This is a genomic window from Bifidobacterium sp. LH_512 (assembly GCF_056356435.1).
Genome location: NZ_JBKEUE010000001.1, coordinates 574,442 through 599,713, shown reverse-complemented (window position 1 = coordinate 599,713; position 25,272 = coordinate 574,442). Strand labels below are relative to the sequence as shown.

The following is a 25,272-nucleotide window of genomic DNA, read 5'->3' as shown; positions in this document are numbered from 1 at the left end:
AGATGATAAGATGGTCAATATAACAGATGTAAAACAGATTCTTCAATTTGCAATAGATGCGGAGATTAAAGTCTTTCTTGATGGTGGCTGGGGTGTAGATGCTCTTCTTGGATATCAGTCAAGAGCCCATAATGATATTGACATTTTTGTAGAAAAGAACGATTATCAGAACTTTATAGAAATAATGAAAGCTAATGGCTTTTATGAGATTAAGATGGAATATACAACATTGAACCATACTGTATGGGAAGATTTGAAAAACAGAATTATTGATTTGCATTGTTTTGAATATACGGACGAAGGTGAAATTCTTTATGATGGGGATTGTTTTCCGGTAGAAACTTTTTCGGGTAAAGGAAGAATTGAGGAAATAGAGGTTTCCTGTATTGAACCATATAGTCAAGTAATGTTCCATCTGGGATACGAGTTTGATGAAAATGATGCACATGATGTGAAGTTATTGTGTGAGACATTTCATATCGAAATTCCAAATGAGTATAGATAACTGCAAATAACAGTTTGTAGGGGAGTTCTGATACTCCCCTATAAAAATGGCTATTTATCAACTGTTTGTTGTGACATAGCCCTCCCCAAAAAGCCACGGAGTAGCAGCATGCTCACGGGTGGCTTTTCGTGTTGAAGATTCCCGAAATTCCTTGATTTCCGCCACTCGTTTACTGATAATTTTAGATCGACGCATATCCCCCGGCTCCGCATCAACCAACCACAGACACCAACGGTCGATACCGTTAATGAGTTCCTTTCCCATACGGAACGGACGCACATACCGAGCCGCAACCGGATCGGACATGACCTCATGATAAGCATCGCGATCATCAATCAGCAGATTCCCGCCATCCAACGGCATAGAACCGAATTTCGTCAGATTCAGCATCGGCGACAACGGACCGGTCTTCTGGCTCCGCGCCTCCACGAACACGTCGGGAGCGTCCAGCAGATAGCCGTTGATATGAGACGGCCGCGTTTCCACGGGTTCACCGTTGATGTCATCATACTCATACAATGCGGGCGCGCCTGTGCCTCTGTCAAAGCCGATGATGACGACGTGCACGTTCGCGTTATCCGTGGTCTGCGCGTCCCAGCGGAACGTGCGGTGAGCGAACCGGATACGCCATCCCCGTTCCGTCACATGCTTGAATAGCGGGGCGACCTGCTGGCCCTGGGTGATGCTGTTCGTGGATACGAACGCGAATTGCGCGGGGGGATTCCCGTCAAGGAAATCCAGAGCCTTGAAATACCATCCGGCCACATAATCCAGCGAGCCTCCGGCCTTGCCGCACACCAGTTCCATATCATCCTTGACCTGCTGTGTGCGCTGCTGATGGCCGATGAACGGCGGGTTGCCCATCACATACGAGCATTCATCGCCCGGCAGCAGTTCGTTCCAATCGTATTGCAGGGCGTTCGCCTGCACGATGTTGCCGGAGTCATGCAACGGCAGATGCGGCAAGGTCTGGCCGGCCACGGCCTCGGTATCGTCCAACGCCTGCTGTTCGGCGATCCACAACGCCGTCCTTGCCACGGACACGGCGAAATCGTTGATCTCGATGCCGTGGAACTGGTCGATGCGCACCTTCACCAATGAGCCCGCGTCCGTGTCCTGACCAAAGTCCATGTAGCCCTGGCCGTTCAGACGGTCGGCGATCACGCGGTTCTCCAACGCGCGAAGCTGGAGGAATGTCTCGGTCAGGAAGTTGCCCGAGCCGCAGGCCGGGTCGAGGAACTTCAGGCCGGCCAGCTTGTCCTGGAACTTCGCCAACCGATTGGCGCGGGCCTGATGGCCGAGCGACGTATCGTTCTCGATCGCGGTCAGTTCGGCCGTCAGATCGTTCAGGAACAGAGGGTCGATCAGACGGTGGATGTTCTTCACCGTCGTATAGTGCATGCCGCCCTTGCGCCGCTGGTCATGAGACAGGGCCTCCTCCATCAACGAGCCGAAGATGACCGGGCTGATGTCCTTCCAAGAGAAATGCTCGCCCGCATGAATCAACGCGCGCCGGATTTCCTCAGTAAACTGCGGAATCTCGATGGCATCGCGGAACAGGCCACCGTTCACGTACGGGAATCGCGCCAGTTCCTCTTCCAGATAAGGGTCTCGGTCGACGGGCGCGGTGTCCAACACCTTGAACAGATCGATGACCGCGCGGCGCAGGTGCGCCGCGTCATACGACTTCACGTAATCGCTGAACGCGTCCGTCGGGAACAGGCCCGCGTCCTCCGCGTACAGGGCGAACACCATGCGGACGGTCAGCACGGCCAGACTGTGATGCGACTGCGGATTGTCCGGATCAGCATACTGTGCAGCCAATGCATTATGCAGTTCGGCCACCAGCAGACCAGCATGTTCGGAGAGCTTCTGCTGGACGACAAGACGGGAATGTTCGGCGCTGAAGATCCGATGGAACGTGCCGATATGGTCGCCGAGCTCGCTCAGCGTGAACTCGTCGATGGGCGCGCCCGTGGCACGCGGATCTCGGTCGAGATCGTAGAAGCGGAAGCGGTCGAAGTTGCAGGTGCACAATACGGCTGGTTTCAGCGAGAACGGCAGGGAGTCCGCATAGCGCAACGCCTGTTGCACGGGAGTGACCGGCGTACCTTGACGAATCTCCGGCTTGTCCAAATCAATGCCGGCGCTCTTTTGTTCGACAAGCAGACGTGCCTCGGGGAACAGCACGTCGATGTAGCCGTTGCCCACGGTCTTGTACTCAAACAGCGTATGATTGATGGCATCTTTTTGATTCAACACGTTCTGAACTAAATCAAGCCAAAAACGTTGGGTCTCCTGCTTCTCGTCGCCATGCCCCCGCCACTGCTCGATGAACGACCACACCTTCGTCCGCTGTTCCACAACACTCATGGACCAATCATCTCACAGGTCGCACCGATTCCTCTAAATTCGCCGACTTCAACGCCAGCAGCGTTTCAATCCCGTTGACGGCCTTGGATGCATCAGCCGTACCAACATGCGTGTATACCCGGTTGGTAACGTTGATGTCGCTGTGCCCCATGATGGACTCACGCACCTTGTCGCTCATTCCCAACTGGGCCATCGCCGTCGCCGCCGTGTGCCGGGCGGAATGAGGAACGTAAGCGTCCGGCAGCCCGACACGTCGCAGCGCCTTCTTCCACGCCCGCGTCTCGATCATACGATTCAGTGGCGTTCCATCCGACTGAACGAAAACCAGATCATCGGGCTTTATCCGTCCAGTACCCTTGACGTACCGCCCCAGCTCAACCGACAACGATTCGGGCAATGGAATCACGCGACGCCCCGCATTCGTCTTAGGCGGTACCAAATAAGCCTTGCCCGCCACATGCCGGACACCGAGCGAACTGGGAATGTCCCGCATGTCTTTCACGTTGTTATAGACCTTCAGCTGCCATTCGACCACGATACATACCACGTTATCGATCAGCTGGATTTCGGAAATCGTCAACCCAAGACGCTCCCCCTGTCTCATGCCCGTCTCATAGGCAAGCCGCCACATCAAATGCCACATGGCATCGTCCTCGGCATTAATGAGCTGTCCCGCCTGAGCCGGCGTCAGAATCTTGCGCTCCGCATGCACGACGCGCGGAGCTTCGGCGCGGTCGCATGGGTTCGATTCGACGATTCCCTCCTTCACGGCATCGTCAAGGGCCTTGTGCAACGTTCGCCATGCGCTGCCCGCCGTCGCGCTGCTCCGGGGTTTTCTCGGCGGATCACACGTGTCATCGCCCTTGGTGATGTACTCCTCCATCATCCGGAAGTGCTTTGGTTCCAGCTTGCCCAATCGCACACCCCCGATCGCGGGCTTGATCAACGCCTCGACAACGCTCCTATATGTCGCCAGCGTCGAAGGACGTAAACGAGGTTTGACGATCTCGTCCAGCCACCTGTCCAGCCAATCCTTCAAGTATGGCGTCGTCTGACTCGGCATACGGCCGGAACGCTCATACTCCAGCTTCTTGTCCTTCAACCGTTTCAACGCTATGGCCTTAGTGCGCCCACGCGCCACCAGACGACGCCGCTTCCCCGTCGCCGGATCCGGAGGTAGCTCACACGTCGCCCGGTACCCTCCACTGCGTTCCGGGTAAACGCTGCCGCTTCCATGTGTTCTTCGTGCCATACGATCAGAATATTCCTTAGGGTAGCCAAAACGGTAGCCAATAATAGCAATCTAAAGAAATCTAAAGCCGTCTATAGCCACCTATGAAACATCTCAAAATCGGCTTAATAAAGCCATTTTTCGCATAATACCAACATTCCATCGGAACATAGTTAATCAGATTCCACATCTGAGCCTGCAATAGCTAGAGCGCAATAAGATGACGTCCCCCGGAAACCGGGGGACGTCATCTTATATCCGCTGGCGTTCGGCCCAAGCCGTCCGCTCCGAACTAGGCGAACTGGGAATTGTACAAGCGGGCATAGGCGCCATTGGCGCCCAGCAACTCGTGATGCGTTCCTTGTTCGATGATCGTGCCGTGATCCATGACCAGAATCAGATCGGCATCCACGATCGTGGACAGGCGGTGCGCGATGACGAAACTGGTCCGGCCATGCATCAGCGCATCCATTGCCTTGCCGATTTCCTGTTCGGTATGCGTGTCCACGGACGATGTGGCCTCGTCCAGAATCAGGATCTTCGGATCGCACAGAATGACGCGGGCGATCGTCAGCAACTGCCGTTGGCCCTGACTGATGTTTTCCGCATCGTTCGACAATCTGGTGTCGTAACCATCAGGCAATGTACGTACGAAATAGTCGACGCGGGCCATCTTCGCCGCAGCGATGATCTCCTCACGCGTGGCGTCCGGACGCCCGTAGGCGATGTTCTCGGCTATGGTGCCGTCGAATAGCCACGCGTCTTGCAGCACCATGCCGAATTCGCCACGCAGTTCTGTGCGGTTCATCCGCCGTGTGTCGACGCCGTCAAGCAGAATCCGCCCACCGTCGATCTCGTAGAACCGCATGAGCAGATTGATCAACGTGGTCTTGCCCGCACCCGTGGCTCCGACGATTGCGGTGCGATGCCCCGGTTCGGCGGTGAACGAAACGTCCTTCATCAGAGGATGTTCGGGATCGTAACCGAATTTGACATGCGAGAAATCGACACGGCCACGCATCGGCTCGGGTGCGTGCACGGGTTCGGCCGGTTCGGGTTCGATCTCCTCCTCGTCCAGGATGTCGAAGACACGTTCGACCGAGGCCAACGCAGACTGCAGGTTGTTGATGGTGAACGACATCTGCGTCAAAGGCTCCGAAGCCTGGTTGATGTATTGGAAAAAGGCTTGGAACACACCCACGCTGAGCTGCCCGGCGGCCAGCATCAGACCGGCCATCACCGCGATGACCACCTGCGAGAGACGAACGATCAGACGAATCGCGGGGTTGATCGCATTGGTCATGAAATCCACACGACGTGTCGCGTCCGCCACGTCCTGCGTAGCCCGATGGATACGCGCCGAACTGGAGTCTTCCCGGTTGAAGGCACGGATGATCGAACGGCCCGAATATGCCTCTTCCACATGTCCGGTGAGGATGCCGACCGCACGCTGACGCTCAGCGGCCAGCACCAAGGTCTTGGACGCCACGAACCGTGTTACGAAAGTCGATCCGACGGCAAATACGAGGAATATCAAAGCCAGCCATACATTGATCGTTATCATCAATATGACGGCGCCGGTCACCTGGCCGACGGCCACGAGCAGATGCAGCAGACCGGTCTGCAGCACTTCGCTCATCTTGTCGAGGTCGTTGGTGATGCGACTGATGATGCGACCCGGCTGATGCGCATCGTAATACTTGAGCGGAAGCCTGGTGAGTTTCTCCCCAAGCCGATTGCGCAGAATCAGATTGATGCGTTCGGCGAAGCTGGCCATCACGAAGGTCTGTGTCGAGTAGAACGCCCATTGCAACGTATACAGCACGAACAGGCCCAGGCATTGCATACCGCCGTTGTGCCAGGTGATGCGGAACGCTTCGCCGTTGCGCCAGGCGGCTTGGATTTCATTCCAGATCAGATCGATCAGATACGCGGTATACATTGGTCCGATCAATGTGACACCGACATACAGCACGATGCTGACGCACACGACGAAGATACGCCAGTGCTGCGATTTGGCCACGTTCCAAAGACGACGCACGGTGGCTTTAAGATCGCGCGGAACTTCCAGTTCCTCTTCGTCGTCGTGGATCGGCGTTGCGGTTGCATCACTCATCGAGTCACCTCCATCTGCTGTTCGCCGGTTTGTTCGCCACCGGCCGGTCGGTCTGTCGAGCCGGATGATTCCGTCGGCATCTGCGAGCGCGCGATCTCCTGATAGGTCGGGCAGACGCGCATGAGTTCCTCATGCGTGCCGCGCCCCTGTACTTTGCCGTCCGCCAATACGATGATCTGATCGGCGTTGACGATCGTGCTCACACGCTGGGCGATGATGAGCATGGCCGCATCTTTCATTTCATCTGCCAATGCGCGTCGCAGCGCCGCATCGGTGGCGAAATCAAGTGCGGAGAAAGAGTCGTCGAAGATATACAGGTCGGCCTTCTTCACCAATGCCCGGGCGATGGCGAGCCGCTGCCGCTGGCCACCGGAGAAGTTCGTGCCGCCTTGCGCCACGCGTGCTTCCAGTTTGTCGGGCAGCTCGTGCACGAACGAGCCTTGTGCCACGTCGAGCGCGTGCCATAGTTCCTCGTCGGTGGCGTCAGGGTTGCCGTAGCGCAGGTTCTCGGCGATGGTGCCGGAGAACAGCCATGCCTTCTGCGGCACGTAGGAGATTCGTTCGCGTAGTTCGTGTTGAGTCATGTCTTTGACGTTGCGTCCGTGTACAAGCACACGACCGTCGGTTGCATCGATCAGGCGCAGCATCAGACGCGCGATTGTTGATTTGCCGGAACCTGTCGGACCGATGATGGCTGTGGTCTGACCACGACGGCATGAGAACGTGAGATCCTGCAGCGTGTCTTCGGCGCCGTCCGCGAAGCGGAAGGTGAGGTGATTGAAGCATATGACTTTCTCGTTCGCAACCGGCCGGCCGTCGTCGGTCTGTCCGTTCCACGCCGACGCGGCCCCGCTGTCGGACGCGGTATCGGGAAGACCGTCCTCGATCGAGGGCTTATGGTCGATGACCTCTTGTGCGCGGCCGAGGCAGATGAAGGAACGCGGCAGCATGAACATCACGAAACCGGCCATCATGATATAGAAAAGAATCAGGATGGCATATTCGATCAATGCCGTGATGTCGCCTATCTGCATCGCATGCGCACCCACGCGATCGCCGCCGATCCAGATGACGACGACGATGACGATGTTGATGAAGAAGAACGAAAGACTGTCCAATCCGGCGAACATCAGATTCACCTTGATGGCGCTGTCGGCATAGTCGGAGAATGTTCCGCCCATGCGTTTGCGCTCGTAGCCGTCGCGTCCAAATGCGCGGATGACACGGATTCCGGTTATGTTTTCGCGCAGTACGGTGTTCATGCGGTCGATGAATCGTTGCAGCCTGTCGAAGATTGGGACGGCTTTGCGTACCACGAATACGGTGACCAGTACGACGACCGCTACGGTGAGCAACAGCACCCAACCCATCGTCATGTCGATCGCGAATGACAGTGCGATGCCCATCACGCAGATGATTGGCACGGGGACGAGCATCTGTAGGCTCATCATCAGCGTCTGCTGGATGACGTTGACGTCGTTCAGCGTACGTGTGATCATCGAGCCGGTGCCGAACTCCTTGAAATCGCCGTCAGCATAGCGCAGCGTCGAATCATAGATGGCATTGCGGATGTCGCGTCCCACGTTGGCGCATAATTTGGCACACAGATAGCTGCCGCCCAGCGCGCCGGCGCCGGAAAGCACGGTGACGACGAGCATCAGGATGCCGGTGGAGACGATATGGTCGACGCCGCCTTCGGTGGCGCCGATGTTGATCATCGAGGCGAGAATGGTCGGGATGAACAGTGCGCCCGCCACGTCAAGCAATAGTGCGAATACCGTTGCGGCCGCCAGTGCTTTATATGGTTTGAGGAATCGTAATAACAGTACCACGGCGTGGTTTCTCCTTCCCTTGTTCGTCCTTATTCATCGTTGTGCAATCGTTGTTATTCGTGGCGGTTGCCACCGCTGCTAGCGTTCATCGCATTGTTCAGCAGGTGCGCATAGCGGTCGATCAACGTGAACATCATGTCCCGCTCCTGTTCGTCGAGATCGGTGAGCGCCTGCTTCTCCATTTCCATCGCCGGATCGATGTGGGTTTGCGCGAACCGCGCACCGTCTTCGGTCAGATCGACCTGTTTCTCCCTTCGGCTGCCGGCCGCGTAGCCGACTGCGATCAGCCCGCGTTCCTCGAGCTGTCGGAGCGTGGACGATACGGTTTGTCTGCTGTACAGCCAGATCTGCGACAATTCGTTCTGCGGCATCGCGTTGCCGGCTTCGCGCAGGGCGTACAGTATCCAGAACGCACAGTCGGACAGGCCGCTTCGACGGGCGATTTCGTGATATACCCGGTCGATGCCCTTCCAGGAACGATTGAAACGTTCCAGCAGTATCGAAGCGTTATCGGTCATGGCTCCTCCTCCACAGTCGTTCAGCAATGCCACGAATGCCCAGACACTGCACGGCCGCCGAATATGGGACAGGCCACGCATCCTGATGACACGCGACTTTGTCAAAATTCAGACAATCCTATATTAGGATAATCCGATTTCGGACAATATCAACACGACAATGACGGCATCCGGGTGACTCACGCATTCGACTGCGATTGAACTTTCAAACCCCATCCCCATGCACCGCCGATATTCGTCCATCAGCGTCGCATTACCTGCCGCAAAAACCATTCGTCATGGCTGACCAGCACAAGGGCGCCCGGAAAATCGGCAAGGCATGCGGCCAACGCCTGTTTCGACGACAGATCCAGATGATTGGTCGGCTCATCCATGATGATGAGCTGCGGATTGTCAACCACACCCAGAGCCAGCAGCAGCTTGCGGCTCTCCCCCGGCGACGGCGCCCCTCCGGCAAGCAGCCGGTCCGAATCGGCGTTCAATCGGGCGTACGCACTCAACACCGCGGCGCGAGCTTCGGAAGAAAGCGCGGCCAGACGATCCAGCGCGGCGGAAACCGTCGCATCGTCCAGACATTGCCCGATCGTCAAAGTCGGCACGTCATCCGGCATGGCGGCTTCCAATGCGCGTATCACAGTGGTCTTGCCCGATCCGTTCGGACCCATCATGCCGATATGGTCGGTTGGGCCGACACTTAATGCAGGAATCTTGATGCCGGCAGTGGCGGTGTCGAGACCGGCCTGCGTATCGGCGCCCATCGCCTTCACCTGCCACATCATCCCGTCGATTTGCAATGACGACGACGCCGATTGCAGGCAGTCGGCGGATTCCTGCGATATGACGCCATCACCGCCGAATATCAATATGCCCGGCCCTATGCGCACCAGTTCGCGGCGTCTGCTGAGCCTCGCATCCAGCCAGATCGTGCCGTCATAGCGTTTCGCCGCAACCGTGATGCCGGCGGCTTTGCTTTTCGCTGCGGCCACGCGGGCATCCATCTGCGCGTACGCGCGCGACGCCGCCCCATCCACGCTGGTAGCCTTCGCAAGATGGCGCCGGCCGATTGCATCATGGTCTTTCGCGTTGATATGAGAACCCGACGTCATACTCGAATTCGCATGCTGCACGTTTTGGAAACGTTGCGCCTGCACCGCCTGAAGCCTTCCGACTTCAGATTTGGCGGTGGCCAGCATCTTATTGTCACGTGCGGCCGCGGCTTCAATCTGCGCCGCCGACTGCGTGTACCCGCCGGAATACGTGTTGACGACGGTGATATTGCGCGTGCCGACATGCCGTCGCTCAAAGACGACGCATCTCCTGCATGTCTCGTCGATAAGCGTGACGTCATGTGATATGACGATGCCGATGCCGTGATATTGGCGCATCGCTGCGATGATGGCGTCGCATGCGCGGGCATCGACATGATTCGTCGGCTCATCCAAAACGAGCAGGTCAGGCTGCATTGCCATCGCACAGGCGAGCTGCACGCGTTTCGCTTCGCCTCCCGACAGGCTTTCATAACGGTAAAGCCAGGTGTCATCGATGCGCAGCGCGTTCCGTACGGCCATGGCATACGGCGACCAATCTGAAGCGAAATCGTCGATGGTATCCGATTTGGCCGTCGTCTCCTGCGCGCAGTATGCGCTGACAAGCGTTCCCGGCGCAGGACCGATATTGCCTCGATCAGCCTTGAGCTTCCCGAGTGCGATGTTGATGAGCGTGGTTTTGCCGATGCCGTTATCGCCGAGAACGGCCGTCCATCCGGCGGGGAAGGTCGCCGAAACGTGTTCGAAAAGCGGTTCGGGAGATTCCGGATAGGTATAGGCGATATCGGATAGCGTCAGCATATTGGATGCCTTTCATACAAGGCGCACTGCTGTTGTGGTATGCATCTGATACGAACGACGAATACGGAACCGTATGTCGGGCCCTGAAGGCAACGCGCGGCAGTGCGCTCCGGCGCGCACGGTTCTGCCGACGGTATTCGTCGCCTTTCAGATAAGCACTATCCGCTGCCCTTTCTCGTGCGTCCTCCTTGGCATATGGGGAGAACGATTCCGCTCTATGTAAGAGGATACCATCAAACCGGTGCCATCGCCACGGAAACGCCTTGCACGAGAAACGTCCGCGGTTGATCGCACGACAACATGCAACGGCAAGGTACCATCGATGGACGAAGAGTTGTGAAATCTTGCGGAGGACACCATGCATCTAAGGCAGTATCGCCCGTCGGATTGCAATGAGATCATCGAGCTGTTCCGGACGACGGTCCATGCCATCAACGCGAAGGACTACACGACAGAGCAATTGGACGCCTGGGCCCCTCGGAACATCGACATGGGCCAATGGAACAGGTCCTTTCTGGAGCATCACACCATCGTGGCTTTGGACGACGACGAGGACCCGACCATTATCGGCTTCGGGTATATGGCCGCCAACGGATATCTGGACCGGCTGTACGTCCATGCGGCGCATCAAGGCGAAGGAATCGCCACCGCGATTTGCGACGAGCTGGAGCAACGCTGCGGTGGCGTCATCACCACGCATGCATCCATCGGCGCGAAACCGTTTTTCGAACATCGCGGATATAAGACGATACGCGCACAGGAAGTGATGCGGCGAGATGTGACGCTGACCAACTACGTCATGGAAAAGAAACGGCATATCACGCCGACATCATAGGGAAAACGTCGTACGGCAACGGCAGACGTACGAAAAATGGCGGGCCGTTCACGAAAAACAGCCCGCCATCATCGTTGTAATGCCATCGGCGTATTCAATCGTTCGAAGACGTTCCGGAGACACCCGCGTCCTATGATGCGATGACGCTCACTGGACAACGCCGGTCAGCGATGTTCCATGGTCTTATGCGCGTACGGCACGGCCGGATTCGAAGCGGTCGAGCGCACCGGTGCGAGCGATGACCAAGTGCAGATACCACATCAGGACGCCGGCGAGCACCGCACCGGAGACGATGGACGTGCCCAGATAGATGGAGGCGCGCAACGCGCCCCAGCCCGGATTGGTGAGCCAGTAGTAGATGCCGCACCCGATTCCGGACAACGCGCCGGACAGTACGGTGACGGGAAAGTTCCACTTGCGATATGCGAATACAAGGAATGCGAGTTCGGCTCCGACACCCTGCATGATGCCGACGACCAGGGATCCGCCGACGCCCCACTGGTTGCCCAGCGTCAGTTCCAGCAGCGCCGCGATGGTCTCCGCGAACAACGCAGCACCCGGACGACGCACGATGATTGCAGCCAAGGGGCCGGCGAACAGCCAGAATGCGTTCAGCAGGCCTTCGAAGCCAGGGGTCACCGCTTCGAACAGCGCGAGCGGCGCACCGCAGACGATATCCCACCACCAGAACACCACGCCGGATGCGACGGCGATGACGGCGGTGACCACGATATCGACCACACGCCATTTACGGGAATGCGCGACTGCGTTTTTTACGGTTTGCGACATGATATGTGCCTTTCCTCTTCGTTCAAGGCACGGGAAGAGAGACTCCGTATACCGGAATTGCCCGGTCACGTTCATACGGTCGAAGCGTTCGCTTCCTCTCAACCCTTTCGAGCTCCCGTGTCATCGTCACACTGTATACCGTGATGCGCATATTGCAAATTCGACATGGCAAGACCACGCCGCCCGACATAAGACCAGTTCGCCGTCATGCCGCATTCCGTCTGGTGTCAGCCCATGATTCACGGTAGGGTGGTGTGCATTGAAGGAGGTTGTATGGGCGACGTACGTCTGATTGAGCAAGCGATCCGTGAACGGCTGGGCAGGGTCATCGATCCGGAATTGGGCCGTTCCATCACCGATTTGGGCATGGTGCCCAGCATCGCAATCACGCCGACCAACGACGCCGCCGGCAATGAGGCCTATGACGTGACGGTGCACGTCGAGCTGACCGTGGAAGGATGTCCACTGTCACAGACGATCGCACAACAAATCGAGCAGGCCGTGACCACCTATCCGGATGCGACGTTGACGCCGCATATTGAGATTTCGTCGATGAGTCAGGACAAATTGGCTGATCTGGTGGGGCGTTTGAAGGCGGAACGCCATCAGAATCCGTTTACGAAACCGGGCGTCAAAACGCGTATTTTCGCCATCGCCTCCGGCAAGGGCGGCGTGGGCAAGTCGTCGGTGACCGCGAATTTGGCTGCGACGTTCGCCGCGCTGGGCTTGGATACCGCGGTCATCGACGCCGATATCTACGGCTTTTCGATCCCCCGCCTGTTCGGTGTGCATTCACAGCCGACGAATCTCAACGGCATGCTGATGCCGGTGACGGCGTGGGGCGTGAAGATGATTTCAATCGGCATGTTCGCGGGCGCGGATCGCGCGATCCTCTGGCGAGGCCCACGCCTGCAGCGTTCGCTGGAGCAATTCCTGTCTGACGTATGGTGGGGCGAGCCGGACGTGCTGCTGCTCGATTTGGCGCCCGGCACCGGCGATATGGCGATTTCGGTGGCGCAGGCGCTGCCGAATGCGGAATTGGTGGTGGTGACGACGCCGCAGCCTTCCGCTTCCGATATTGCGGTGCGTTCCGGTTTGGTGGCCTTGCAGGTGCCGATGCATGTGCGTGGCGTCGTCGAGAACATGAGCTATTTCGAGCATAAGGGCGAACGATTGGAGATTTTCGGCGCTGGCGGCGGACAGCGTGTTTCCGATCAGTTGACGCATGCATTGGGCTATGACGTGCCGTTGATGGCGCAGCTGCCGTTGGAACCGCAGCTGCGTGAAACAGGCGAAGCGGGCCGTCCTGCAGTGTTGACTGCGGAGGGCGCGCTTCGCACCGATGGATTAGGGCGTACGTTTAAAGCGCTGGCTGAACGTCTGATGCAGCGTCCGAATCGTCCGGCGCATCCGACTCAGGCGTAGGGTCGCCGGTTTCCAGCAATCGTTTGAAGGCGTCTTCGTCAAGTACGGGGACGCCTAATTCTTCGGCCTTTGTAACCTTAGAGCCGGCGTTCGCACCGACGACGACCCAATCGGTTTTCCTGCTGACCGATCCTGCAGCCTTGCCGCCACGCAGCATAATCGCCTCTTTGGCGGAATCTCGCGAAAAATCAACCAGCGTGCCGGTGACGACAACGGTTTTGCCGGCTAGTGTCTGCGGCAGATCACTGGCTTCGGCTTCTCCGACCCCCACTCCGGCGGCCTTCCATGCGGCAAGCACGTCCGCACGCCAATCCCCCGGCGTGTGTGCCGCGGCGAACCAACCGGCCACGGATTCGGCGATTTCCGGCCCGATGCCGTCGATCTGCGAGAGCTCTTCGACACTAGCGTGTTCAATGGCTTCCAATGAACCGAATGCGGTGGCAATCAGGCGCGCGGTGGGCGGGCCAAGCCTGCGAATCGACAATGCTACGAGCACGCGCCACAAGTCGACATGCCGTGCCTTGTCCATTTCGTCCAGCATTTTGCGCGTGTTTTCCCCCGGCCTGACATACACGGGCTGTACGCTGACGCTGCCGTCACGTGAAGTTTTGCGTAGTTCATCGATGACCACGGCGTCCGCAGGCACTTCATAATCCTGATATCCTTCACGCTTTGCGTCATCGGAGGTACGCACTCCAGCTTTTTTCGCTTTGGTGGCCGCAGTCCAGAATGCCGGAACGCGATGCCACAGGCCGGAGCCGCCGATACGTTTGCGTGCCTTGTGCTTACGCCCGTCCGCACCGATACGCTCCTGCACTTCAATGATTGATGATTCGCGCCATACATACACGTCTTTGAGATCATCGGCCGTCAACGTGAACAGGCCCGCTTCGCTGGACAGCACGGGTGTTTGCGGCGCCGGCAATTGCAGTCCGGCAACCGGCTCGTACGGCTCAGGCTCCTCACCGGGGGCCACCAGAATTTCAGTACGGTTCGGATCATAGGTTTCCACGCTTGCCGGACGGTTTTCCTCCGGATTGGTCAACGCGATGGCTGATTGGTCGCCCAAATGCTCGATATCGAAGGCTTTGCGCGATGCCAAGTTGATAATGCGTTCGGTCAGCTGCGCCGGGCAGGATTCGACATTCAGGCAGCGAATATCCTTATCTCCTTCTTTTGCAGGAGCCAAAACGGCGCCGCAGGACGGGCAGTTCGTCGGCATGACGAATTCGCGCAGCTTGTCTTCTCGACCCTTGCGACGTTCCAATACAGGACCTACCAGTTCGGGAATCACATCGCCGGCCTTACGCACGATGACGGTGTCGCCGATAAGCACACCCTTGCGCGCCACTTCAAACGGATTATGCAAGGTGGTACGCGCGACGGTGGAGCCTGCGACGTAGACAGGCTTCAGCACGGCGACCGGCGTGACACGACCAGTACGCCCCACCTGCACGGTGATGTCAAGCAGTTCAGTGTTGACTTCTTCCGGCGGATACTTGTAAGCGATCGCCCAACGAGGGGCGCGCGATGTGGCGCCGAGCGAGCGCTGCAATGCCAGATCGTCGACTTTGATGACGATGCCGTCAAGAGCATGTTCGATGTCGCCGCGATGTTCGCCGTAATAGTCGATCATGTCGAGCACTTCGGCGAAGGATTGCACGGTGCGATTATGCGGAGAAACGGGCACTCCCCACTTTTCGTACAATGCGTAGGCTTCGGACTGGTCGTTGATTTCGTCGTGTCCTTCACGGCCCGCTCCCCACCGTAGGGAGCCGATGCCGTGCGCATAGAAGCTGAGTCGACGCGTTGCGGTGATGCGCGGATCCTTTTGACGAAGCGATCCTGCGGCGGCATTGCGCGGATTAGCGAAAGGCACGCGTCCGGCGTCTTCATTGGCTTCGTTCAATGCGTGGAAATCATCCCAACGCATGAACACTTCGCCGCGAATTTCCACGAATTCGGGAATATCTTCGGCGGGCCCCTGCAAATTTTGCGGAATGGACGCAATGGTGCGCACATTCAAGGTGATGTCTTCGCCGGTGACGCCGTCGCCACGCGTCAGACCTTGTTCGAGCACGCCGTTGCGGTAGATCAGGTTCAACGCGAGTCCGTCGATTTTCACTTCGCACGACATGGGCATCGGCTTGGATTCCGGCCAGTCAAGATCGCGCAGCACGGAATCATACCAGGCTCGCAATTCCTCCAATGAGAACACGTCGTCAAGGCTCATCATGCGCGAGGGATGCGCCACCGACACGAAAACATTGGAAAATGTTCCGCCGACACGATGTGTGGGTGACTGCGGCGTATCAAGTGAGGGAAAAGCCCGCTCTAACGATTGCAGGCAACGCAGGCGTGCATCGTAGGCGGCATCCGACGACACCGGCACGTCGTCGATATAGTAGGCGATCTGATCTGATTCGACCCATGCGGCGATGCGCGCCCACAGGCGTGCCGCCGCTTCGGCCGAAAGACCGTTCACGTCAAGGCGATCAAGTTTCATCGCATCGGCGTCGTTGGCCTGCAATCCAGCGATCCACGCATCGGAGCCGACGTTTTCATCCTGCTGAACGACCGCGGGCGTGTCGTCCGTCGCGTCGAAATTCCACGCCAACTGTTCGGATTGGGCGTCATGCTTCGATGCCATTGATTCCTCCACTCACCTGATGTGGCCACACGTTCATACGACCACACGTATGCCGATTAATTGTTCAACGACCGCAGGAACTGCGATTGCACCACGTCGGTGCCATCATGCGCGTTGTCGTGAATACGCGATGAAGCGACGGTAAGCGTACGTGCCGGCACGAACATGCCTTCATCCACACAGACATGCGCAGCGTCGTCGACGATGGCGGAAACCTCGGAATCCGGCCACACCGGTAGATCGTTGTGATGCAATACCAGCATCGCTTCCTGCGGATTCGAAGGCACGTCGATGCATTGCGATTCAGCGCGGGCGAGCAGTTCCTGCAATTCCGATTCCAGCATGGCAATACGCCCGGGGGCGATATGATCGCACATGATATAGGATGCGGCGGCGATGTCGAACTGGTCGCGCATCCATGACGAATAGGCGAATCGATAATAGGCGTATGCGGCATCGTCGCGGTCCAATGCGACACGCAATGCGTTCAGGCAGGCCGCTCCGGCGGAATTCCAATCCTCGCTGCGCGCCAGTTGGACGGCGAGTTTCAGATGCGATAGCGGATAGGACGGCGCGTATGAGACCATCGCGTTCAAATGCTTCAGCGCCGCCTGCGGCCCCTTCAATTGCGCCAGCAGATCCGCCAATTCCATATGCGCGTAGAACAGGTTATCCGGAATGATGACGGTGAGCTCGTCTTCGGTCGCGAACAGGTGATTGTAGACCACACGTTCGGCGTACGAGTTGAAGTATCGTGGCACGCCGGGATTCGTTTCGAAGGTGTGATCGAGTGTTTCCACAACGCTTTCCATATGTTCGATTGAAGCGTCCAATTGTCCGGAGAACAGCAGGTCGCGGGCCTTCAATCGGTCGGCGTCGAGGTCGTCGGACATGTGGAATGTGAAATCTGGCATATCCGCGCCGTCGATCAGTGCGCTGGTGACTTGGGGTGCCAATTCCGTCAATTCGGGATCGGCGATGGAATTGATGACGTTCATCGCCTGCTGGGCTTTTTCGGCTGAAGACATCGTGCCGTCGGCGGCAAGACGATGGAATTCACCCGTCGCGCGTTGCAGCAGGTCGGCGCGTTGAATCGACAGGCCCATCGCTTCCGACGTTCCCAGAACAGCTGCGGTTTCGCCGGAAAAACGCTGTTCCGATAATTCCGGCTCTTCTTGGGACCCGGCTGGGGAGAAACGATTGTCACGCAATTCGAATTGCGATTCCACCGGCTGCAATGCGCCATGTTCGTCCAATCGCAGGGTCGCGTTGAATGCGTGATATGCGGCCATGGGCTCGTTCAAACCATGTGTGCTGATGTAATCAAGGAATTCGTCGCGCGTAAACGTCACCGATACGATATTGCGCACGGTCGGATTACGGTGGAAGGCCGCCAGCGGATCGTCGTCACCGTCGTTTTCGACTGTGACGTTTTCGGCGGCGTCTGTAGTATGCGCGCCATCATGATTGATTGCATCAGTATCAGACTGCGTGCCTGAAGCGGCAGAATCTTCGCCATTCGACGAAGGCGCGGCGAATGACGTTTCGTCAAATTCGAAATCGCGCATCAAATCTTCGAAATTTCGATTGACTTCGCTCATATCCTGCGTGCCATCGGCGGAGGCTGATGCAGAAGATGATGTGGAAGGTGACGGCGACGGCGTCATATCGGCGACGCCTCGTACAGGCGGCAACGCCGTCTTCGTCGGGTCGCCATGCAGATCGCCATCCTTCGGATCCGCTTTGCCGCCGGTGAAACCGATATCGCCGGCATGCATGCGTTCGAAAGCGCTTAAGGCTTCACTCATCAACTTGGAAATCGCACTGTCTTGTTCGGCGACGGCTTCTTCCAAGCCGATGGAATCAACATGTATCGACACTTTGGCAACGTCTTTGCTGGCGCCGAATGCCAACGCCGCCATCATCATGCCGACGCGCAGATTGTAATCCGTACACATCGCCGCACGCTCATCATCCGAATACGTGGTCCATGTGCGCCGTGTTTCATCGTAATGGCTGGACGGCATCACCGAAACACCCGCAGCGGTGAAGCCGACTGCGACTTCACCTTGGCTCAGATTGGAACGGAATTCGACATCATAGCGGAACGGCAGACGCAGACTGCGCAACAGCAACGCCATGGTCTGGCGATACACCCATTCACTGCGGCTATACGACGATTCCAAATCAGCGGCATCCGTTTGATGCGCCGATTTCACGATTTGTGCAGGATTCGCCGAACCGTCGTCGCCCTCCGTCCAAGTTCCGGTGGCGATACGTCCCGCGATCATGCGCGCAGTACGCGTCAATTCAGATACCGCGTCCAATTCACGATTCGCAGACGGCATCGACAGTCCGTCCGGCGACGGGGACGCGGCCAACGGCTCGTCTTCAAAACGCGGCAGCGCAATCAACGCCGGATGTTCCAGTAAGGCCGCATCAATCTGCGCGGCCTGCGCACGCGTCACGGTATCTTCAGTAGGTTGCAGGCCAAGGCGCGCATTATGTTCCAGCCACGAGCTCACGGCAGAAAAACGGTTCAGATTACCTTCGATACGCAACGCCTTCAACGCCGGATCAAACGGCATTGACGAATCCCAAGAGAAGAAATAACTGCCCGAATAGCTGGAAGTATACAAATGCATCGGTTCAGCGCCATGCACCGCTTCCAGACCGGGCGTCTGATCCAACGCGCCCGCCTCACGCATCAGATCGGCGAAATGGTCTTCCAAACCGGAAGCGCGCATGCCATGCGCACGGGCGGCCATGGAATCGCGGACAGAACGGCGAATCGCACCCATCGGCGCTTCACGGTTCAGACGGCGGAAAATATTGCCCGAGCCGAAACCGATCAGCAGGCCATTCATTTGCGGAAGCATGTATACGGCGAAAAACGCAATCGCGATCGCATCACGATATTCCAAATCGTAACGCATCGACTTGGGCAGGTCGGCACGCATCTGCTCCAACGTGTACCGATTGCCGCGCTTCAGCCAGGAAGCCAGCCAAATCATACGGCCGTTAGTGTCACGGCCGGCGACGCCGCCCTGTATCGCTCTCACAGCTCGCGACGGTTTCGTCGCGGACTTCGCAGATGTTTGCATGAGCGACTTCGCGGACGACTTCGACGCCGCGGCTGCGGCATCATTTCGTCCGGTTTCGCTGCGTGCAGACTTCGAGGAATGTCGCTGCACGTGCTCGTTGCCGGACGCCACCAAACGTGTGTCATCCGGCAACGACAATTCATCTTCTTTGGCGAAAATAAAACGCGGCTCCCGCCCTTGTACGTCCATCAGTGGATCGGAGCCGACGAAAACGCGTCCTTTGCTATCGGCGAGCGCAATCTGTGAAAAATGCCTGTCGTCCGCGAATACGCCGAGAGAGAACGCCTGTCCTTTGGTTTGCGGTAGCTGCGCCCAGCCAAGGCGGATTTTTCCGGGGACTCCTTCGAACTCATCGAAGGCGCGACGTTTGACCAGCGGCGTCAGCGCGATGGAATGTTTCGCCAGCGCGCTTGCGAAGTCGTCGGATGAATGCAGGGCCGCTTCGAATGGGTTTGCAGAGCCGTTTTGCGGCGTTTCTCGGTGCAGAATCGTATTCAGCATCTGCCTTACGCCGCGAACAAGTCGGTCCGTCGCGGCGGCTTTGTCGGAGGAACGGTCAGGCTTGTTTGATTGCGATGTGGTGTGAGGCATATTGTCATCATACCTTGTAAGCGTTCACATGGTATAGGCGTATGAGGCGCACTCCTTATACATGTGCGTCATACATGTTTCCCGCGCCGCCCATCGCGCAACCGCTTATGCCATGCAGTGCCTAGAATGAATCGCGTGATTTCTTCCCGACAGCGTCTTAAGGCCCGCCGCCGTCTTTGCATCGGCTGGATTGTCGCAATTGCGATGATTCTGCTGCTTGAATGCGGCGTGTTCAACATGCCGTTCTGGTCGTCCCTCGCGGCAAGCACCGATTCTGCCGCCGCGTCCAATGTGCTGGGGCCAGGGTTGAAGCGTCTTGACAACGGCTTGTTACAGGTGACCGATCCGATCGAAGCGTATCTGCAGGTGCAGGCGGACGGAACATCGTCGTTTATTCGCATTGATGCGGTACGGGACAGCACCACCGGCAACGCCCACGACGATATGCCTGCAAATGAGCAGTCTGCAATACGTACGACGTTGTCTGTGCGTGCCGATGGCGATGGCGATTCCGGCCTGATCCAGTCGATTTCATTGGGAAGCCCCCGTTCTTTGTATTTGCGCTGCAAGGCTTCCAATACTGTTCGCTTATGGTTGCTGGCGCCTGCGGGCACAATACTGCCGATTGCGGCCGTACGCGCGAATGTGCAGGTGCCTTTTTCGCTCAGTCCGCTGCGTATCGGCATCATGCTGGCTTTCGTCGTACTGCTGGTATTGTGGCGTCCCGGGTCCCGTCTGTGGCGTATTACGCTCGATCCTTCGAATCGCCGCCAGCGTCTGGCATTCGCCGCAATGCTGTCGCCTTTTGCCGTCGCGTCGCTGGCCATCTTCATCTGGCAGGCGCACACGGCCACTCCGCTGTCATTCCATGCGCCGGGTTCATATACCTACGATTTCGATCAGTATGCGCATGTGGCCGACGCGCTGCTGCACGGCCATGCCTGGTTGGATCTGCCGATGCCGGATGAACTTGCCGAAGCCTCCAATCCGTATGACCCGCGGGTACGCGATGTGTTGCTCGCCGATGGCGTAACTCCCATCTACTGGGATTATGTGATGTATGACGGCCACTGGTATTCGTACTTCGGCGTGATTCCTGCGGTGCTGTTGTATATGCCGTATCAGGCGATCACTTCATTATGGGCCGATGGCGGACTGATGCTGCCGACCGGCGCCGCAATGCAGATCCTGCTGTTCGCGTTCCTTACGTTCGGTCTGCTGCTGGTAATCCGTCTGGCACGCATCATCGACGGCACCACGTCGTTGGCGGCCACGTCGATGCTGTGCGTACTGTTTTTGCTGGGCGCCAATATGCCGTATCTCGTGTTCCGCACGAATTTCTATTCCGTGCCGATTGTCGCCTCCCTGACGTTGACGTCGTTGGGGCTGTGGTTTTGGCTGGGCGCGGTGACGCCGCGCACCCGTAGACGCGGCATGTGGCGGATCGGCGACGCTTCCGCATTGTCGCTGCCGCACATGGCGGCAGGTTCGCTGTGCATCGCCGCGAATCTCGGGTGCCGTCCGACCTTCGCCATCGCCTCGTTATTGGCGTTTCCGATATTCCGCACGCATATCGTCGCACTGCTGCGGGCAATTCGAAACCGTTCCGTCTCGGCCAGGCACGCCTTGGCCGTGCCTGCGGCGATGCTGGTCCCCGCGATTCTCGTGGTGTTGCCGTTGCTGGCCTATAACATGGCGCGTTTCGGATCCCTCTTCCAATTCGGCAATGATTATCAGATCACCGTTTCCGATATGACGGTCAATCGGCAGACGGCGTCGAATTTTCTGGTGACCGTCGGATACTATCTGCTGCTGCCGCTGCATTTCACCGACCGCTTCCCCTTTCTGGCGCTCTCCCCCACGCCATTGCCGCAATGGGGCTTCGCGGAACCTGTCGTCGGCGGATTTTTCGTCATGCTGCCGCTTGCGTTGGCGGCGTTCGCGGTGATTCCGCGCCGCAGTTGTTTTGTGCACCGTCAATGGCGATATTTCGCGATTGTCTGCTTGTTGCTGGGATTGTTCCTGCTTGCCTTCGACACGCATGAGGGTGGTTTGGGATGGCGTTATATGGCGGATTTCGGTTGGCTGATCGTTCTTGCGGCGTTTTCGCCGATTCTGGTGGCGCTCAATGGTGGGAAGACGGCACTGCGGTCACGTGCACGTATGGTGACGGCGCTCTTGCTGATGCTTTCGCTATTGCTGGTGATGGCATCGTCATTCGTGATCGGACGCAGCGATTCGCTGCTGCAGAACAATCCGACGCTGTACCATGACGTGAGAGCCTGGTTCTCGCTTCTATGAGGCCGCCATTGCCGTGCCTTCCAGCATGATGTAAGCCTTTATGCAGGATCGAGCAGTTTCCCAGGAACCGACGGCCCTATAATGTCGCTCGTTAATCATGTGTTCACCTTGAAATGAGGAAAGTTGGGAAAAACGACATCATCCACCTCGCGCAACCAGGTAATTCGTTGGGTCAGCGTATTCGTTGCCTTGGCGGTGGTCCTGGGTGCTGCGGCGTTCTCGTTCGGTGACATCGGAACCGCCATCGGGCAAAGCCGCGTCAAGAGTCTAAATGCCCGGATCGAAAACGTGTATACAACGGAGTATCAGGAAGAGGCTGACAGCAGGCTGGCCGAAGAGCGCGATTCAAAGGAACGTACGCTGGACGATATCTTCGTAGCGGAAAACCCGTACGGCACGAACACGACGTCGCTGTATGTGTATTTCAATACCGATGATCCCGCCTCGGTGTCGTACACCGTGTCGGCGGACGGCTATCCGGATTTCACGCGTACCGCCTATCAGGATGAGGAATATCAGACGGAGCATGAATTCACCGTTCTCGGTCTGATTCCTGATAAGAAGAACACGATCACATTCACCGTAACCGATGAGGACGGGGACGAGAAGACCGCTTCCATTGAACGTACCGGCACACCCCTGCTGGGCGTCGAGGAAGTGCAGCTGGAACAGACCAAGGTTCCCGAGGAAGGCACCGATCTCGGCGATGGCCTGTATGCGGTCCTCGGCAACGACAGCGACGATCAGGACTTCATGTTCTACTATGACGTCAACGGGGTCCTGCGAGGCGAGATTCCGGTGCTGTATTATCGTTCGCACCGCCTATTGTTCGATGACGACGGTCTGATGTGGTTCTCCGCCTCCACAGAGGATATGGTGGGCATGAATCGTTTGGGCAAGTTGGAAAAGATCTACAACCTAGGCGACCAGTTCATCCTGCACCATGACTACACGTTCGACAATGACGGCGACATCGTGCTGCTCGGCACCGATCTGGCACGTTCCGACCACGCCGTGCAGGATCAGGTGGTCAAGCTCGACGTCGAGACCGGCGAGGTGTCGTTGTTGCTCGACTTTGGCGATATGTTCCCCGATTACAAGCAGTCCACAGACCATGCCGGCATCGATGAATCCGATCTGTCCGCTTCGGGACGCTGGGATTGGCTGCACTGCAACACCGTCCAGATGCTCCCGGACGGTTCCGCGTTGTTCTCGGCCCGTGAGACGTCGACGATCATCAAGGTGGACGATCTGGAGACGGACCCGACGCTTGACTATATGATCGGAGAGCCGAGCGTATGGGACGGCACCGAATACCAGGACGCGTTCCTGACTAAGGACGGCGACTTCCCTGATACGGGCGGCCAGCATTCCATCACGTACGATCCCGACGATTCCCTGCCGGACGGCCAGTATTACCTGTATATGTTCGACAACAACTACGGTTATGCCATGACAAGGTCGGACTTCGACTGGAATGTCATCGACGGCATCGTCACCGACACGTCGGATTCGGATGCGACATCGCAGTTCCGCAAATATCTGATTGACGAAGACGCCGGGACATACACCGAAATCGACCAGTTCGACGTGCCATTCTCCGCGTTTGTCAGTTCCGTACAGGAGCTGGACGACGGCCATATTCTCATCGATTCGGGCGGCAAGGGCCTGTTCGGCCAGTACGACACCGACGGTGATCTGTTGGTGCAGTATTACATGGAACCGAACACGTCATACATCTACCGCGTGTATTCCTACGATTTCGACGGATTCTATTTCGCCTGAAAACCGCCGAAAACATACTGAAATTCCGTACATGGCCTTGCTGATGGCGCGCCTATCAGCAAGGCCATCTTGTATGGTCTCGGGTTATGGTTCATGTTGCCGTTCAGATTACGGCCGGATTATGGCCGGGCCGGCCTATACCTTGGCCCGATTACAGTAGTGCTCTATGACCGTGCATTTTTCTTCCCGCGTTGATATCAGCGACCCCAATCCCATCGCTTTGGCCGAAGCAGAGGCGAAGCGGCAGGGCATCGTTCTCGGCAAGCTCAACGATTCGAATCCGACCAAGCACGGGCTGGCTCCGGCAATGATGCCCGGACCGTACGCAGCCGACCCGCGCGGCCCTCGTGAGGCCCGAGAAGCGTTGGCGCGATTCCTGAATAATCCGATCGGCTTCCCCTCCTCCAATCCTGTATCGCCGGATGATCTGTACATTCTTAGTTCGACTTCGCAAGCATATTCCTGGCTGATCAAACTGCTGTGCGATTCGGGCGATGCCGTGCTGGCTCCCAAACCCGGCTATCCGCTGATCGAATCAATCACGCAATTGGAATGTGTGAACACCATCAACTATCAGCTGCAATTCGATGGATCCTGGTATATCGACGTCGCGGAATTGCGTGGCATTCTCGATTCCCCCGCCGGCCGACGCGTGCGCGCGCTCATCCTCATCAATCCGAATAATCCGACCGGCTCATACGTCAAGCCGCAGGAGCGTGACGACATCGTCGCACTGTGCCGCGAGCATGGCATCGTCATCATCACTGATGAAGTGTTTTTTGATTATGATTTGGAACCTTTCGACGGCAATGCGCGTTTAGCCGGGGAAACGGGCGTGCTCACATTCGCGTTGGACGGGTTTTCCAAAATGCTGGCGGCGCCGCATGCGAAAGTCGGTTGGATTCAGGTTTCCGGCCCGGCCGAGGATGTTGTTGAGGCGAAGCGTCGTCTGGATGTGATCGCCGACGACTATCTGCCGATGAGCGATCTGATCGCCGATAGGATTCCCGATATGCTGAATATCGCGCCGGAACAGACTGCTTTGGTGCGGCAGCGTACACATGGCAATCTGCAATTACTGCATCAACTGCTTGACTGTAATCCGCATGGTTATACGAATGTGCTGCGCGTGGAAGGCGGATGGAGTGTGCTGTTGCACGTGCCGTCCGTCATCGACGAAAACGAGCTGGTGCTTCGTCTGATTAAAACACAGGGGCTTACCGGACAGCCCGGATATTTCTTCGATATGACGTCGAATGGCTATCTGGCGGTATCGCTGCTGCCTGAACCAGGCGTATTCGAAAGCGGCATTCGAGCGCTGCTTGATACCGTTACCGTGATGGTCGACGAAACGATCGTCTGAAAGCGCG

The 25,272-nt window shown here is 57.4% G+C and carries 15 protein-coding genes; 6 read left to right on the top strand and 9 right to left on the bottom strand.

The genetic code is table 11. From position 1 onward, the window contains the following. Nucleotides 1-10: 10 nt before the first annotated feature. On the top strand, nt 11-505 hold the full coding sequence (gene lnu(C) / locus AC1AWD_RS02565; protein ID WP_002837187.1) for a lincosamide nucleotidyltransferase Lnu(C): 495 nt from the start codon (nt 11-13) through the stop codon (nt 503-505). Nucleotides 506-562: 57 nt separating this feature from the next. Here the strand turns inward: lnu(C) and AC1AWD_RS02560 are convergent, their stop codons facing one another. From AC1AWD_RS02560 to AC1AWD_RS02535, 6 genes are all read right to left on the bottom strand, one after another. Further along, a complete protein-coding gene (locus AC1AWD_RS02560; RefSeq protein ID WP_476563474.1) occupies nt 563-2,878 on the bottom strand; it encodes a DNA methyltransferase in 2,316 nt (771 codons plus the stop codon). Nucleotides 2,879-2,885: 7 nt separating this feature from the next. Next, the gene (locus AC1AWD_RS02555) at nt 2,886-3,980 is read right to left on the bottom strand and encodes a site-specific integrase (RefSeq protein WP_476563473.1); all 1,095 of its coding nucleotides are present in this window, start codon (nt 3,978-3,980) and stop codon (nt 2,886-2,888) included. Nucleotides 3,981-4,401: 421 nt separating this feature from the next. Next, a complete protein-coding gene (locus AC1AWD_RS02550; RefSeq protein ID WP_476563472.1) occupies nt 4,402-6,225 on the bottom strand; it encodes an ABC transporter ATP-binding protein in 1,824 nt (607 codons plus the stop codon). Beyond that, nucleotides 6,222-8,057, bottom strand: a complete 1,836-nt coding sequence (locus tag AC1AWD_RS02545) for an ABC transporter ATP-binding protein (protein WP_476563471.1) — start codon at nt 8,055-8,057, stop codon at nt 6,222-6,224. The genes AC1AWD_RS02550 and AC1AWD_RS02545 overlap by 4 nt, the downstream gene beginning before the upstream one ends. Before the next feature lie 53 nt (nt 8,058-8,110). After that, a complete protein-coding gene (locus AC1AWD_RS02540; protein ID WP_476563470.1) occupies nt 8,111-8,575 on the bottom strand; it encodes a MarR family winged helix-turn-helix transcriptional regulator in 465 nt (154 codons plus the stop codon). Between the two features lie 242 nt (nt 8,576-8,817). Then, nucleotides 8,818-10,422, bottom strand: a complete 1,605-nt coding sequence (locus AC1AWD_RS02535; RefSeq protein WP_476563469.1) for an ATP-binding cassette domain-containing protein — start codon at nt 10,420-10,422, stop codon at nt 8,818-8,820. A gap of 358 nt (nt 10,423-10,780) precedes the next feature. Here AC1AWD_RS02535 and AC1AWD_RS02530 point away from each other — a divergent pair, with 358 nt between their 5' ends. After that, nucleotides 10,781-11,257 (top strand): GNAT family N-acetyltransferase, encoded by a 477-nt coding sequence (locus AC1AWD_RS02530; protein WP_476563468.1) that lies wholly within the window; start codon nt 10,781-10,783, stop codon nt 11,255-11,257. 183 nt (nt 11,258-11,440) lie between these two features. Here AC1AWD_RS02530 and AC1AWD_RS02525 read toward each other — a convergent pair whose 3' ends face one another. After that, nucleotides 11,441-12,046 (bottom strand): ECF transporter S component, encoded by a 606-nt coding sequence (locus AC1AWD_RS02525; protein WP_476563467.1) that lies wholly within the window; start codon nt 12,044-12,046, stop codon nt 11,441-11,443. 273 nt (nt 12,047-12,319) lie between these two features. On the opposite strand from AC1AWD_RS02525, the gene AC1AWD_RS02520 reads away from it, so the two are divergent. Continuing rightward, nucleotides 12,320-13,471: an Mrp/NBP35 family ATP-binding protein gene (locus AC1AWD_RS02520; protein ID WP_476563466.1), complete on the top strand. Its 1,152-nt coding sequence runs from the start codon at nt 12,320-12,322 to the stop codon at nt 13,469-13,471. Here the strand turns inward: AC1AWD_RS02520 and ligA are convergent. Together ligA and AC1AWD_RS02510 are read right to left on the bottom strand one after the other, a co-directional pair. After that, a complete protein-coding gene (gene ligA / locus AC1AWD_RS02515; RefSeq protein WP_476563465.1) occupies nt 13,407-16,121 on the bottom strand; it encodes an NAD-dependent DNA ligase LigA in 2,715 nt (904 codons plus the stop codon). The two genes, AC1AWD_RS02520 and ligA, sit on opposite strands and share 65 nt — an antisense overlap. Nucleotides 16,122-16,177: 56 nt before the next feature. Next, a complete protein-coding gene (locus tag AC1AWD_RS02510) occupies nt 16,178-19,816 on the bottom strand; it encodes a tetratricopeptide repeat protein (RefSeq protein ID WP_476563464.1) in 3,639 nt (1,212 codons plus the stop codon). 126 nt (nt 19,817-19,942) lie between these two features. Between AC1AWD_RS02510 and AC1AWD_RS02505 the strand changes: the two genes are divergently transcribed. The 3 genes from AC1AWD_RS02505 to AC1AWD_RS02495 all read left to right on the top strand — a co-directional run bounded on the left by AC1AWD_RS02505 (nt 19,943) and on the right by AC1AWD_RS02495 (nt 25,265). Then, on the top strand, nt 19,943-22,117 hold the full coding sequence (locus AC1AWD_RS02505; protein WP_476563463.1) for a hypothetical protein: 2,175 nt from the start codon (nt 19,943-19,945) through the stop codon (nt 22,115-22,117). Nucleotides 22,118-22,306: 189 nt separating this feature from the next. Beyond that, on the top strand, nt 22,307-23,902 hold the full coding sequence (locus AC1AWD_RS02500) for an aryl-sulfate sulfotransferase (RefSeq protein ID WP_476564552.1): 1,596 nt from the start codon (nt 22,307-22,309) through the stop codon (nt 23,900-23,902). A 166-nt stretch (nt 23,903-24,068) separates the two neighbouring features. Next, nucleotides 24,069-25,265 carry a pyridoxal phosphate-dependent aminotransferase gene (locus AC1AWD_RS02495; RefSeq protein WP_476563462.1) on the top strand — a complete coding sequence of 399 codons (1,197 nt, stop codon included), beginning with the start codon at nt 24,069-24,071 and terminating at the stop codon, nt 25,263-25,265. The last annotated feature ends 7 nt before the right edge of the window (nt 25,266-25,272 follow it).

What these genes read in the sequence shown, in the direction of transcription:
- AC1AWD_RS02510 (WP_476563464.1), bottom strand. Translation starts at nt 19,816, where the DNA reads ATGCCTCACACCACATCGCAATCAAACAAGCCTGACCGTTCCTCCGAC.
- AC1AWD_RS02525 (WP_476563467.1), bottom strand. Translation starts at nt 12,046, where the DNA reads ATGTCGCAAACCGTAAAAAACGCAGTCGCGCATTCCCGTAAATGGCGT.
- AC1AWD_RS02540 (WP_476563470.1), bottom strand. Translation starts at nt 8,575, where the DNA reads ATGACCGATAACGCTTCGATACTGCTGGAACGTTTCAATCGTTCCTGG.
- AC1AWD_RS02560 (WP_476563474.1), bottom strand. Translation starts at nt 2,878, where the DNA reads ATGAGTGTTGTGGAACAGCGGACGAAGGTGTGGTCGTTCATCGAGCAG.
- AC1AWD_RS02550 (WP_476563472.1), bottom strand. Translation starts at nt 6,225, where the DNA reads ATGAGTGATGCAACCGCAACGCCGATCCACGACGACGAAGAGGAACTG.
- AC1AWD_RS02530 (WP_476563468.1), top strand. Translation starts at nt 10,781, where the DNA reads ATGCATCTAAGGCAGTATCGCCCGTCGGATTGCAATGAGATCATCGAG.
- AC1AWD_RS02495 (WP_476563462.1), top strand. Translation starts at nt 24,069, where the DNA reads ATGACCGTGCATTTTTCTTCCCGCGTTGATATCAGCGACCCCAATCCC.
- AC1AWD_RS02535 (WP_476563469.1), bottom strand. Translation starts at nt 10,422, where the DNA reads ATGCTGACGCTATCCGATATCGCCTATACCTATCCGGAATCTCCCGAA.
- ligA (WP_476563465.1), bottom strand. Translation starts at nt 16,121, where the DNA reads ATGGCATCGAAGCATGACGCCCAATCCGAACAGTTGGCGTGGAATTTC.
- AC1AWD_RS02520 (WP_476563466.1), top strand. Translation starts at nt 12,320, where the DNA reads ATGGGCGACGTACGTCTGATTGAGCAAGCGATCCGTGAACGGCTGGGC.
- AC1AWD_RS02505 (WP_476563463.1), top strand. Translation starts at nt 19,943, where the DNA reads ATGAATCGCGTGATTTCTTCCCGACAGCGTCTTAAGGCCCGCCGCCGT.